Annotated in this window: 12 protein-coding genes and 1 tRNA gene; 4 read left to right on the top strand and 9 right to left on the bottom strand. The window is 74.0% G+C overall.

All coding sequences use genetic code 11. The features are described 5' to 3' along the window. Positions 1-56: 56 nt before the first annotated feature. Both glmU and IE98_RS0120065 read right to left on the bottom strand, forming a co-directional pair. Positions 57-1514, bottom strand: coding sequence for a bifunctional UDP-N-acetylglucosamine diphosphorylase/glucosamine-1-phosphate N-acetyltransferase GlmU (gene glmU / locus IE98_RS0120070; RefSeq protein ID WP_030270768.1), 1458 nt, complete (start codon positions 1512-1514; stop codon positions 57-59). A 71-nt stretch (positions 1515-1585) separates the two neighbouring features. Next, positions 1586-1656: transfer RNA gene (locus IE98_RS0120065), tRNA-Gln, on the bottom strand. Between the two features lie 203 nt (positions 1657-1859). On the opposite strand from IE98_RS0120065, the gene IE98_RS0120060 reads away from it, so the two are divergent. The 3 genes from IE98_RS0120060 to IE98_RS0120050 are packed head-to-tail and all read left to right on the top strand — an operon-like array spanning position 1860 to position 4453. Then, positions 1860-2816: an acyl-CoA desaturase gene (locus IE98_RS0120060; protein ID WP_234443606.1), complete on the top strand. Its 957-nt coding sequence runs from the start codon at positions 1860-1862 to the stop codon at positions 2814-2816. Next, positions 2813-3571 (top strand): TetR family transcriptional regulator, encoded by a 759-nt coding sequence (locus tag IE98_RS0120055; RefSeq protein WP_420706206.1) that lies wholly within the window; start codon positions 2813-2815, stop codon positions 3569-3571. The genes IE98_RS0120060 and IE98_RS0120055 overlap by 4 nt, the downstream gene beginning before the upstream one ends. 18 nt (positions 3572-3589) lie before the next feature. Next, a complete protein-coding gene (locus tag IE98_RS0120050; RefSeq protein WP_030270764.1) occupies positions 3590-4453 on the top strand; it encodes a DMT family transporter in 864 nt (287 codons plus the stop codon). A gap of 46 nt (positions 4454-4499) precedes the next feature. On the opposite strand, the gene IE98_RS0120045 is transcribed toward IE98_RS0120050, so the two are convergent. Next, positions 4500-5306: a methyltransferase domain-containing protein gene (locus IE98_RS0120045; RefSeq protein ID WP_030270763.1), complete on the bottom strand. Its 807-nt coding sequence runs from the start codon at positions 5304-5306 to the stop codon at positions 4500-4502. Between the two features lie 111 nt (positions 5307-5417). On the opposite strand from IE98_RS0120045, the gene IE98_RS0120040 reads away from it, so the two are divergent. Further along, positions 5418-5912 carry a MarR family winged helix-turn-helix transcriptional regulator gene (locus IE98_RS0120040; RefSeq protein WP_030270762.1) on the top strand — a complete coding sequence of 165 codons (495 nt, stop codon included), beginning with the start codon at positions 5418-5420 and terminating at the stop codon, positions 5910-5912. Between the two features lie 39 nt (positions 5913-5951). Here the strand turns inward: IE98_RS0120040 and IE98_RS0120035 are convergent, their stop codons facing one another. The 6 genes from IE98_RS0120035 to IE98_RS0120010 all read right to left on the bottom strand — a co-directional run bounded on the left by IE98_RS0120035 (position 5952) and on the right by IE98_RS0120010 (position 12564). Beyond that, the gene (locus IE98_RS0120035; RefSeq protein WP_043174636.1) at positions 5952-7493 is read right to left on the bottom strand and encodes a polysaccharide biosynthesis protein; all 1542 of its coding nucleotides are present in this window, start codon (positions 7491-7493) and stop codon (positions 5952-5954) included. Between the two features lie 89 nt (positions 7494-7582). Then, positions 7583-8425 (bottom strand): LuxR C-terminal-related transcriptional regulator, encoded by an 843-nt coding sequence (locus tag IE98_RS0120030; protein ID WP_052390721.1) that lies wholly within the window; start codon positions 8423-8425, stop codon positions 7583-7585. 187 nt (positions 8426-8612) lie between these two features. After that, entirely contained in the window at positions 8613-9746 is a 1134-nt protein-coding gene (galK, locus tag IE98_RS0120025; RefSeq protein ID WP_030270757.1) for a galactokinase, read from the bottom strand. Continuing rightward, the gene (galE, locus tag IE98_RS0120020) at positions 9743-10705 is read right to left on the bottom strand and encodes a UDP-glucose 4-epimerase GalE (RefSeq protein WP_030270755.1); all 963 of its coding nucleotides are present in this window, start codon (positions 10703-10705) and stop codon (positions 9743-9745) included. Before galE ends, galK begins: the two co-directional genes overlap by 4 nt. Continuing rightward, positions 10702-11805, bottom strand: coding sequence for a galactose-1-phosphate uridylyltransferase (gene galT, locus IE98_RS0120015; protein WP_030270754.1), 1104 nt, complete (start codon positions 11803-11805; stop codon positions 10702-10704). The genes galE and galT overlap by 4 nt, the downstream gene beginning before the upstream one ends. A gap of 84 nt (positions 11806-11889) precedes the next feature. Next, positions 11890-12564: a LuxR C-terminal-related transcriptional regulator gene (locus IE98_RS0120010; RefSeq protein WP_030270752.1), complete on the bottom strand. Its 675-nt coding sequence runs from the start codon at positions 12562-12564 to the stop codon at positions 11890-11892. Positions 12565-12601: the final 37 nt, after the last annotated feature.

Genomic DNA, 12601 nt, shown 5'->3' with positions numbered 1-12601 from the left:
CGGTGCGCAGGGAACCGTCCGCCCCGGGACCGCTTCCCAAGATCCCCCGCAGCCGCTCAGGCCTCGGGTGTCCCGGACGCCTCGGCCTTGGCGGCGGCCTCGGCGGCGGCCGTGCCGGGGCGCTTGCGGGCGACCCAGCCGGCGATGTTCCGCTGCTGCGCCCGGGCGACGCCCAGCGAACCGGCCGGGACGTCCTGGTAGATCACCGAGCCGGCCGCCGTGTAGGCGCCGTCGCCGACGGTCACCGGGGCGATGAACATGTTGTCCGAGCCGGTGCGGCAGTGCGCCCCGATCACGGTGCGGTGCTTGTTGACGCCGTCGTAGTTGACGGTGACGGAGGCCGCGCCGACGTTGCTGCCCTCGCCGATCGTCGCGTCGCCGATGTACGAGAGGTGCGGCACCTTGGCGCCCTCGCCGAGCTCGGAGTTCTTGATCTCGACGTAGGTGCCGGCCTTGGCCTTGCGGGCGAGCTTGGCGCCCGGGCGGAGGTAGGCGTACGGGCCCACCGAGGCGGACTCGCCGACCTCGGCCTGGATCACCGTGGCGTTGCTCACAGTGGCGCCGGCGCCGATCGCGCTGTCGGTCACGGTGGAGTTCGGGCCGACGGTGCAGCCCTCGCCGAGGTGGGTGGCGCCCTGCAGCTGGGTGCCGGGCAGCACGACCGCGTCCGGCTCGTAGCTCACCTGCACGTCGAACCAGGTGGTGGCCGGGTCGACGACGGTGACGCCGGCGCGCATGGCCTGCTCCAGCAGCCGGTCGTTGAGCATCCGGCGGGCCTCGGCGAGCTGCACCCGGTCGTTGATGCCGAGGATGTCGCGGAAGTCGTCGGCGACCACGGCGCCGACCCGGTGGCCGCCGGTGCGCAGGATCTCCAGGGTGTCGGTGAGGTACTCCTCGCCTTGGACGTTGTCGGTGGTGAGCCGGCCGAGCGCCTCGGCGAGCAGCTTGGCGTCGAAGGCGAACACACCGGAGTTGATCTCGGAGACGGCCCGCTGGGCCTCGCTGGCGTCCTTGTGCTCGACGATCGCGGCGACCGCGCCCTGGTCGTCGCGCAGGATCCGGCCGTAGCCGTCGGCGTCCGGCACGACGGCGGTCAGCACGGTCACGCCGTTGCCCTGCTCGGCGTGCGCCTCGGCGAGGGCCCGCAGGGTGGCGCCGGTGAGCAGCGGGGCGTCGCCGGTGGTGACGAGCACGGTGCCGTCGAGCACGGTGCCGTCCGCAGTGAGCGCGTCGAGGGCGGTGCGGACGGCGTGGCCGGTGCCGTTCTGCTGCTCCTGGACGGCGGTGCGCACGCCCGCGTAGTGCTGCTCCAGGTGGGCGGTGACGAGCTCGCGCAGGTGGCCGACGACGACCACGAGGTGCTCCGGCTCCAGCTCCTGGGCGGCGGCGACGGCGTGGCCGACGAGCGACCGGCCGCAGATCTCGTGGAGCACCTTCGGCAGCCTGTTGGACTTCATCCGGGTGCCACCGCCGGCGGCGAGCACGATCACGGCAGCGGTCTTCTTGGCAGTCACGCGGAGGGCTCCTCGGTTGTTCTGAGGGAGGGTCGGGCGCGCCTGCCGGACGGTCGGGGCTGTGTGCGGAGCTCCCGGAGGAGGATTCGAACCCCCATAAGCTGGACCAAAACCAGCTGTCCTGCCCTTAGACGATCCGGGACGGATGCCGTGCACGGGTGACGCGCCGACGGACGTCGGCGGGCAATGCAGGGCTAAGAGTACGGGGTGCGCCGCTCTGCATCCACCACCCTCCGGAGTCCCGCCGGTGCGACACGTCTTCCCATCGGATGCCCGTGAACCTACGATGCCGTAGGTTACGCCTACGTAGGTTCCGCCCCCTCCCCCGAGGACGCCCCCATGACCATGCAGGCCGGTGCAGCACCCCCCATGGCGGCACAGAAGCCACCCGCCCAGGTCTCCGCGACCCTCGGCGGGGAGAGCCAGGGACTGGCCGAACGGATCACCCTGGGCCTGTTCATCGCCGTCCCCTTCCTGGCCCTGCTGGCCGCGGTGCCGGTGGCCTGGGGGTGGGGCCTCGGCTGGACGGACCTCGCGATCGCGGCCGTCATGTACTTCGTGACCTGCCACGGCATCACCGTCGGTTACCACCGCTACTTCACGCACGGCTCCTTCAAGGCGGCCCGCCCGCTGCGCCTCGCCCTGGCGGTGGCCGGCAGCCTCGCCGTGGAGGGGCCGCTGGTGCGTTGGGTGGCCGACCACCGCAAGCACCACCGGTTCAGCGACAAGGAGGGGGACCCGCACTCCCCCTGGCGGTACGGCGAGAGCGTGCCGGCCCTGATGAAGGGCCTCTACTGGGCGCACCTCGGCTGGCTCTTCGACGAGGAGCAGACCCCGCAGCACAAGTACGCGCCGGACCTGATCGCCGACCCGGCGATAAGGCGGATCTCCCGGCTGTTCTGGCTCTGGACGGCCCTGTCGCTGCTGATCCCGCCGCTGGTCGGCGGCCTGGTCACGATGTCGTGGCAGGGCGCGCTGTCCGCCTTCTTCTGGGGTTCGCTGGTGCGGATCGCCCTGCTGCACCACGTGACCTGGTCGATCAATTCGATCTGCCACGCCGTCGGCGAGCGGCCGTTCAAGTCCCGTGACCGCTCCGGCAACGTCTGGTGGCTGGCGGTGCTCTCCTGCGGCGAGTCCTGGCACAACCTGCACCACGCCGACCCGACCAGCGCCCGGCACGGTGTGCTGCGCGGCCAGGTCGACTCCTCGGCCCGCCTGATCCGCTGGTTCGAGGGTGCGGGCTGGGCGACCGACGTCCGCTGGCCGGGGGCCGAGCGGATCGACGCCCGCCGCGCCGTATGACCCGCCCGCTGCAGCATGATGTAGGGGTGAACGGGAGCAACGCAGGGACCGCGGACGGCCAGCAGCACGCAACCGGCGGGGACGGCGCCGCGGTGGCCCGTACCCGCTCCGCCCCCGCGGCGCGCGGCGGCCGGCCGGGCGGCCGGGTCCGGATGACCGGCAAGCAGCGGCGTGAGCAGCTGCTGGAGATCGGCCGGTCGGTCTTCGCGGAGCGCGGCTACGACGGCACCTCCGTCGAGGAGATCGCCGAACGGGCCGGAGTCTCCAAGCCGGTGGTCTACGAGCACTTCGGCGGCAAGGAGGGGCTGTACGCGGTCGTGGTCGACCGCGAGATGCAGCTGCTGCTGGACATGGTGACCGGGGCGCTGACCGGCGGGCACTCGCGCGAGCTGCTGGAGCAGGCGGCCTTCGCGCTGATGGACTACATCGACACCTCGACCGACGGTTTCAAGATCCTCGTCCGGGACTCGCCGGTCGCGCAGTCGACCGGCAGCTTCGCCTCGCTGATCAGTGACATCGCCACCCAGGTCGAGGACATCCTGGGACTGGAGTTCAAGTCCCGGGGGTTCGATCCCCGGCTGGCACCCATGTACTCGCAGATGCTGGTCGGCATGGTCGCGCTCACCGGCCAGTGGTGGCTGGAGGTGCGCAAGCCGCAGAAGTCCGAAGTGGCCGCCCATCTGGTGAATCTGGCGTGGCACGGCCTGGAGGGACTGGAGCGGCATCCGAAGCTGGTGGGCGAACGACGGGTGTGACGGCACCGAGGTGGTCGCGTGGCGGTCTTCATTCTGGCAGTGGGGGCTGCCTGCTGCCTGGGCCTGGGATTCGTGCTGCAGCAGCACGCCGCCCAGCGGGCCCCCAAGAGCGACCTGCTGCACTGGCGGCTGCTGCTCGACCTGGCGAGGATGCCGGACTGGCTGATCGGTCTCGGCTTCATGATCGCCGGCCTGATCCTCAGCGCGGTCGCGCTGAGCCAGGGCGAGGTGGCGCTCGTCGAGCCGCTGCTCGCCACCAACCTGGTCTTCGCCATGCTGATGGCCCGCAGGCTCACCGGGACGCGACTGGGCCGCTCCGGCTGGACGGGCGTGGCGCTGATCGCCCTGGGGGTGACCTCCTTCATCGTGGCGGGCCGCCCGCAGGGCGGCGGCACCGAGGCCGGCCACCTGCGCTTCTGGCTGGTGGTCGGGATCGTCGCCGGACTGGCCGTGCTGCTGGTGCTCGTCGCCAAGCACATGCCGCTGTTCGAGGAGGCGACCCTGCTGGCGCTCGCCGCCGGGCTGCTCTACGGCCTGCAGGACGCCCTGACCCGGATGACCACCGAACGGCTCGACGAGCAGGGCATCGGCGCGGTGGTGCACAGCTGGCAGCCGTACGCGGTGGTGGTGATCGGCGTGGTCGGGCTGCTGCTGGTGCAGTCGGCCTTCGAGGCGGCGCCGCTGCGGATGTCGCTGCCCGCCCTGACCGCGGCCCAGCCGCTCACCGGGATCGTCTGTGCGGTTGGCTTCCTCGGCGACGAGCTGCGGGTGACCCCCGTCGCCGTGACCTTCCAGGTGCTGGGACTGCTCGCGGTGGTGGCCGGGGTCGTCCTCCTGGGCCGCCACCCGGCCATGCCGGGCCACCACCACTTCCACAAGTAGGGCCGCACCCCGCACGGAGGGACCGCCCCGGGGACGCGCGCCCCGCCTACCGGCGGCGGGCGACGGCGAAGATCCGGCGGAACGGGAAGACGGTGCCGTGCTCCCCGGCCGGGTAGGCCTCGCGCAGGAGGGCGCCGTAGGCGGCGAGGAACGCCTCCCGGTCGGCCGGGTCGGCGAGCCGGGAGAGCACGGGGCGCAGGGCGGTGCCCTTGACCCACTCCAGCACCGGGTCGGGCCCGGTGAGCAGGGTCAGGTAGGTGGTCTCCCAGACGTCGGCGGTGCAGTCGGCACCGAGCAGGGTCTGCAGGTACTCGGCGCTCCGGTGGACCCCGGCCCGCTCGGCGCCGTCGCCGAGGGCGTGCCGCCAGCGGGCGCTGCCGCGGAGCTCCGCGAGCAGGGTGTGGCTGGGCGCGTCGAAGTTGCCGGGCACCTGGAAGGCGAGCACCCCGCCGGGCCGCAGGGCGGCCGCCCAGCGGGCCACCAGGGGCAGGTGGTCGGCGCGGTCGGCGCCGTCGGGGTTGAGCCACTGCAGGGTGGCGTTGGAGACGATCGCGTCGGGGGCCGCCGCGGCCGGGTCCCAGTCGCGGGCGTCGGCGCGCAGGTAGGCGGCGTGCGGTTCGCCGGTGGCGCGGGCGGTGGCGAGCATCTCGGCGGAGTCGTCGACGCCGGTGAGGTGGGCGTCGGGCCAGCGTTCGCGCAGGACGGCGGTGGAGTTGCCGGGGCCGCAGCCGATGTCGAGGACGACGGGGGCGGCGGGCAGGGCGGGCATCCGGGCGACGAGTTCGTGCAGCGGGCGGGTGCGTTCGTCGGCGAAGCGGAGGTACTGCGCGGGGTCCCAGCCGGTGGCGGGCATGACGGCCTCCAAAGTATCTCGACATCAAGATATCCAGTCGAGAGACTGCGCGTGAAAACTCTCGATGTCAAGAGACTTCACATCGACACAACCCCCGATACACTGATCGTCATGGAGGACGAGGTCGACCGCCTGGTCGCAGCATGGCGCCGAGAGCGCCCCGACCTCGACGTGGAACCGCTCGAGGTGCTCAGCCGGGTCAGCCGACTCGCCCGGCACCTCGACCGTGCCCGCCGCACCGCGTTCGCCGAGCACGGCCTGGAGCCGTGGGAGTTCGACGTGCTGACGGCCCTGCGCCGGGCCGGTTCGCCCTACCAGCTCTCCCCCGGCCAGCTGCTCACCCAGACCCTGGTCACCTCCGGCACCATGACCAACCGGATCGACCGGCTCACCGGCAAGAACCTCGTCCGCCGGCTGCCCGACCCTGACGACCGGCGCGGCGTCCTCGTCCGGCTCACCGACGACGGCCGCGACAAGGCCGACCAGGCGCTCGCCGGCCTGCTCGCCCACGAGCGCGAACTCCTCGCCCAGCTCAGCTCCGACCAGCAGGGCGAGCTCGCCTCGCTGCTGCGCTGCCTGGTCGCCCCCTTCGACCAGGCCGGCTGACCGCGCGCCCCCGCCGGCCGGCCGGGCGCCGTCCGGGCCTCAGAAGCCGTCCGGGTACGGCGTGGCCAGGGCCGGCACCGGAACGGCCTCCGGCGTCCGGTAGCCCGGCAGCAGCTCCGCCAGCCGGTCGCGCACCTCGGTGTCCGCATTGACCTTCGCCGCCGCGTACAGCCCGGTCAGGCCGCCCGCCAGGTCCTCCGGGCCGCCGTCGCCCGCCACCGTCGCGAAGATCCGGCCGTGCTCGGTCGGCAGCCGTTCCTCGCCCTCCGAGAACAGCGCCTCGTTGAGCTTCTCGCCCGCCCGCAGGCCCGTGTAGCGGATCTCCACGTCCTCCGCGCCCAGCTGCACCTGCCGGGCGAAGTTGCGCACCAGGTCGACGATCCGCACCGGCTCGCCCATGTCCAGCACGAAGACCTCGCCGCCCTCCGCCATCCGGCCGGCCTCCAGCACCAGGCCGACCGCCTCCTCGATGGTCATGAAGAACCGGGTCACGTCCGGGTGGGTGACGGTCACCGGACCGCCGCTGCGCAGCTGCTCCTCCAGCACCGACAGCAGCGAACCGCGCGAGCCCAGCACGTTGCCGAACCGGACGGCCGAGAACACCCCGGTGCCCAGGTTCCGGGCGTCCCGGGCGTTCGCCCGGACGATCAGCTCGGCCAGCCGCTTGCTCGCGCCCAGCACCGAGGTCGGATCGGCCGCCTTGTCGGTGGAGATCAGCACGAAGCGCTCCACGCCGGTGGCGAGCGCCGCCTCCACCAGGTGGTCGGTGCCGAGGACGTTGGACTTCACCGCCTCGCTCGGGTGCCGCTCCAGCAGCGGCAGGTGCTTGTGCGCCGCCGCGTGGAACACCACCTCCGGCCGCAGGTCGCGGAAGATCTGCTGGATCCGCGGCCGGTCCCGGATGTCCGCGATCACCAGCGAGTCGTCGGTGAGCAGCGCCTCGCCCCAGATCTCCAGCTGGAGCCGGTGCAGGTTGGACTCGTCGTGGTCGAGCATGTAGAGCTCGGACGGGCCGAAGGCGTGCACCTGTCGGCAGAGCTCGCTGCCGATCGACCCGCCCGCGCCCGTCACCAGCACCCGGCGGCCCTCGATCACCGCCCGCACGTCCGGGGAGACCACGTGCACCTCGTGCCGGCCGATCAGCTTGTTGACGTCCAGGGTGCGCAGGTCCGAACCGACCACCTCGCGGCGGAGCGCCGACAGGAAGGACGGCAGGTAGCGGACGGCCGCCCCGGCCGCGGCCGCCGCCGTCGCCAGTGCGCGCACCTGCTGGTGCGGCAGTCCGGGGATCGCCAGCACCACCACCTGCGCGCCGTGCGCCACCGCCAGCGGCGTCAGCCCGGCCAGCGGGCCCAGCACCGGCACGCCGTCCACGGCCGTGCCCGCCTTGGCCGGGTCGTCGTCCAGGACGCCCACCGGGGCGAGGCCGAACTCCGGCGTGCGGATCAGGTCGCGGACCAGCGCCGACCCCGCGGCACCACCGCCGATCACCAGGGTGCGCAGGCACGGCGGGCCGGCGGCCGCCCCCGCGGCGGGGGCGGGCTGTGCATCGGGACGGGCGGCGGTGCGGTTCGGCGACATCTGTCCTCCGGTCTCCCTGACCTGACGGAGTCGGTACCTGGGGGTGGCGTCGGGCCGCTCCCCGCCCGGTGAGGGCGCGAGGAAACGATTCAGCCCGCGCCCGGGCCTGCGTTCGAGGCGACGGTCGGCGGATGCGGTGGCTGGGCCGCGGCGAGCGGGGGCAGCGGCTCGGAGGGCGTGATCCCCGCCCGGCGGGCCACCGCGACGGCGGCGAGGGTGGAGTGCACCCCCAACTTGCCGAGGACGTTCTGCATGTGGGTGCGGACGGTGTGCGGGGAGAGGTACAGCCGCTCGGCGACGGCCTGCCGGCCGAGGCCGGCCACCATGCACCGCAGCACCTCCTCCTCACGCGGGGTCAGCGTGCCGACCAGCCGCTCGCTCTCCGTGCGGTCGCGCCGGGCACTGGTCAACTCCCGTACCACGCCCGTCAGCAGGGCCGGCGGCAGGTGCGTCTCGTCGCGCAGCACCCCGCGGACGACGGCGAGCAGCCGCCCCAGCGAGCTCTCCTTGGCGACCCAGCCCGAGGCACCCGCCTGCAGCGCGCGCACCGCGCGGCGCGGGTCGTCGTCGGTCGCGAGGACCACGGCACGGAGCGCCGGATGGGCGCGGCAGATCCGGGCCACCAGGGCGATGCCGTCGCCGGACGGCAGCGCGGCGGACGCCTCGCGGCGCGGCAGCGGAACGACCGCGACGGGGAACCGGTCGCGGGAGCGGGACGGGCCGGGACGGCCGGCCGCGGGGGTCAGGTCGGCGTCCACCAGGGCGATGTCGTACGGGCGGCCCTCGGCGGCGGCGCGCTCCAGCGCCCGTTCGGCCGCGGCGGCGCTGCCTGCCGCACCGACCTCGATCTCGGGCTCGGCGGCGAGCGCCGTGGCCAGCGCCTCGGCGAAGATGCGGTGGTCGTCGACCACCAGGACGCGAACACGTCCCATCGTTCGTCCCCCCTGCTCCGGCGCCGACCCCCACCGGTACCGGACTCAGCGTACGGGAGGGGCGAGTGAAGGGTGGGGGATTGGTGAAGTTTCTTCATCCCCTGGGGATTTGACCTTCGCGCAGCGACCACGAGCCCCCGGCGGCGGGACCCTGGACGGGACCGCCGCCGGGGGCTCGCGGCTGCCGCTACCCGACGCGGTGGGCGCCCCGGGCGGGAACGGCGGTGAAGGTGCGGGGGGCCGCGTAACCGGCGTCGGTGAAGGCGGTGGTGACGGCCCCGGAGACGGCGTCGAGGGTGTCGGCGGCGGTCAGGGCGATGACGGAGCCGCCGAAGCCGCCGCCGGTCATCCGGGCGCCGAGGGCGCCGGCCGCGACGGCGGTGTCGACCGCCAGGTCGGTCTCGGGACAGGAGACCCGGTAGTCGTCGCGGAGCGAGGCGTGCCCGGCGGTGAGGATCGGCCCGAGCGCGGCGAGGTCGCCGAGGTCGAGGTGGGCCATCGCCTCCCGGACGCGGGCGTTCTCGGTGACCACGTGCCGCACCAGCGACCGCAGTTCGGTCGGCAGCCGGTCGAGGGCGGCGTCCAGCCCGGCGGGTCCGAGGTCCCGCAGGGCGTCCAGGCCGAGCAGGGCGGCGGCCCGCTCGCAGCCGGCCCGGAGTTCGGCGTAGGCGCCGTCGGCGAGGTCGTGCTTGACCCGGGTGTCGATCACCAGCAGCCGCAGTCCGGCCCCGGCGAGGTCGAACGGGACCTGCCGCTGGGCGAGGTCGCGGGTGTCGAGGAAGAGCGCGTTGCCCTCGGTGCAGCAGACCGAGGCCATCTGGTCCATGATCCCGCAGGGGACGCCGACGAACTCGTTCTCGGCACGCTGGGCGAGCCGGGCGAGGGCCGGGCCGTCGAGGCCGAGCCCGTGCAGGTCGTTGTAGGCGGCGGCGACCACGCACTCGATGGCGGCCGAGGAGGAGAGGCCGGCGCCGGTCGGCACCGAGCTGTCGATGCGGATGTCGGCGCCGCCGACCCCGTACCCGGCCGCGCGCAGCGTCCACACCACCGCGGCCGGGTACTTGGCCCAGCCGTCCACGCCGCCCGGGACGAGATCGGCCACCGCGAGCTCCACCGGGCCGCCCCCGGCCTGCTCGCTGTGCAGGCGGAGCAGGCCGTCGGCGCGGAGCCGGACGTCGGCGCGGGCGGCCTGCGGCAGGGCCACGGGCAGCACGAAGCCGTCGTTGTAGTCGGTGTGTTCGCCGATCAGGTTGACCCGGCCGGGCGCCGCCCAGACCCCTGCCGGGGCGGCGCCGTGCTGGACGGACTGGGCATCTGTCATCGGGCTCGCTTCTCCAGGGTGAAGGCCCAGGCGTCGGCGACGATGTCGTCGAGCTCGGGGCGGCGGGGCCGCCAGCCGAGCGCCTCGTGGGCGCGGGTGGCGGAGGCGACCAGGACGGCCGGGTCGCCGGGGCGGCGCTCGGCGGTGACGACGGGGATCTCACGGCCGGTCACGCGCTTGACGGACTCGATGACCTGGCGGACGGAGAAGCCGTTGCCGTTGCCGAGGTTGCAGATCAGGTGCTCGCCGGCGCGGGCGGCGCCGAGGGCGAGCAGGTGGGCCTCGGCGAGGTCGGCGACGTGGATGTAGTCGCGGATGCAGGTGCCGTCCGGGGTCGGGTAGTCGTCGCCGTAGACGGCGATGTGCGGGCGCTGGCCGAGCGCGGCCTGGAAGACCAGCGGGATGAGGTGCGACTCGGGCTCGTGGCGCTCCCCGAATTCGCCGTGGGCGCCGGCCACGTTGAAGTAGCGCAGCGAGACGGCGGCGAGCCCGTGGGCGACGGCCTCGCTGGTGATCAGGTGGTCGACGGCGAGCTTGGTGGCACCGTAGGTGTTGGTCGGCGCGGTGCGGGCGGTCTCCGCGATCGGGACGGCCTCGGGCTCGCCGTACACGGCCGCGGTGGAGGAGAAGACGAGCTTGCGCACGCCGGCCTTGCGCATGGCGGAGATCAGCTCCAGCGAGCCGGCCACGTTGTTGCGCCAGTACTTCTCCGGGTCCGCGACGGACTCGCCGACCTGCGAGGAGGCGGCGAAGTGCAGGACGCCGTCGTAGGAGCCGTCGAGCACGTCGGCGGCGTCCTGGATCCGGCCGCGGACGAACCCGGCACCGGCCGGCACGCCCTCGGCGAAGCCCGTCGACAGGTCGTCGAGCACGGTGACCTGGTGTCCGGCCTCCAGCAGGTGGGCGGCGACCACGCTGCCCACGTAGCCGGCGCCACCCGTGACCAGGTACTTACTCATGTTGCGACCTCCCGCATGCGCTGTGCCGCCGTCTCGGGCGACACGTCGTTGACGAACGCGTCCATGCCGGACTCGACGCCGGCCAGGAACTTGAGCTTGCCCACCGTACGACGAATCGTGAACAGCTCCAGGTGCAGCGCCAGCTCCTCGCCTCCGAGGGTGGGTGCCTGGTGCCAGGCCGCGATGTACGGCGTCGGCTGGGCCTGCTCATTGTGCCCGGGCTCGATGAACAACCGGTCGAAGCGGCGCAGCAGCTCCAGGTGGATCCCGGGGAACTCGGCGCGTTCGGCCTCGGTGAGGGCGGTCAGGTCGGGGACCCGCCGGTTGGGGTAGAGGTGCACCTCGTAGGGCCAGCGGGCGGCGAACGGGACGAAGGCCGTCCAGTGCTCGCCGGCCAGCACCACCCGGACGGGGTCGGCGCGTTCGGCGTCGAGCAGGTCCTCGAAGAGGTTGCGGCCGGTGCGGGCCCGATGCTCGGCGGCCCGCTCCAGGGCGCGTGCCGTCCGCGGGGTGACGAACGGGAAGGCGTAGATCTGCCCGTGCGGGTGGGCGAGGGTGACGCCGATCTCCGCGCCGCGGTTCTCGAAGCAGTACACCTGGCGGACGCCGGGCAGGGCGGACAGGTCGGCCGTCCGGTCCGTCCAGGCGTCGAGGACGAGGCGGGCCTGCCGCTCGTCGAGGTCCGCGAAGGACTTGGCGTGGTCGGCGGTGAAGCAGACCACCTCGCAGCGGCCGGTGCCGGGGGCCGAGTCGGCGACCGGGTGGTGGTGGTCGGCCGCGTGCGCGGCGGCGTCGGCGGCCAGCGACGGGAAGCGGTTCTCGAAGACCGCGACCTGGTAGTCGGCGGCCGGGATCTCGCTGAGCCGGCCGTCGTGGGACGGGCAGAGCGGGCACTCGTCGGCCGGCGGGTGGTAGGTGCGGCCCTGCCGGTGGGCGGCGACGGTCACCCAGTCGCCGCTGACCGGGTCCCGGCGGATCTCGGAGAGGCTCGCCGCGGGTTCCAGCGGGCGCAGGTCGGCGGAGTCCCGCAGCACGGAGTCGTCCGTGTCGAAGTAGATGAGCTCGCGGCCGTCCGCGAGCTTGGTGACGGTCTTCTTCACGATGGACTGCTCCGATCTCCTCGCTCTCCAACATATTCGAACATCACCGACCACAAGTCAACATCCCGAGGGGTGTGCGGAGGGTCAGGCGGACCGGTCGACCCGGTCCAGCAGTCCGGTCCGGGCGGCCACCGCCGCGGCTTCCAGCCGGGAGCGGGCACCGAGCTTCACCAGCACCCGCTGCACGTGGGTCCGGGCGGTGCTGGAGGCGATCCCCATGCCGGCGGCGATGGCGGCGGTGTCCTCGCCCTCGGCGATCCGCGCCAGCACCTGGGCCTCGCGCCGGGTGAGCAGCCGCAGCAGCCGTACCGCGTCGTCGTCCGGCTCGGCGGCCGGCCGCAGCAGCGCCTCGAACGCCCCCTGCAGCACCTCGGCGGCGACCGCCGCCTCTCCCGCCCGGACCCGTGCGACGGCGCGCTCGACGACCTCGATCCGCTCGTCGCTGCGCACGTAGCCGGCTGCGCCGGCGGCGAAGGCCGCCGCCACCCGCCCGGGGTCGCCGACCGGGCCGAGCACCACGACGGCCACCTCGGGACGCTCGGCGCGCAGCCGCCTCAGCGGGCCGAACGGGTCCTCGTCCGCCGCCGGGTCGGCGAGTCCGAGCAGGCAGACCTCGGGCCGCCGGCCGGCGACCAGGCCGCCGACGGCGGCGGCGGGCGCCCCCACGGCGAGGACGCGGTGCCCGCGCAGCCGCAGGGCGGCCGCCAGGGCCTCGGCCAGCAGGCGGTGGTCGTCGACGATCACGAGCCGAACGCCCACGGCGCCCCTCCCCCAGTCCCCCGCGCCGTCCGCCGGG

It is taken from the genome of Streptomyces sp. NRRL B-24484 (genome assembly GCF_000717715.1).
Classification (GTDB): Bacteria; Actinomycetota; Actinomycetes; order Streptomycetales; family Streptomycetaceae; genus Kitasatospora.
The sequence above is the reverse complement of the archived record's forward strand: the minus strand, read 5'-3'. Positions and strand labels throughout refer to the sequence as shown.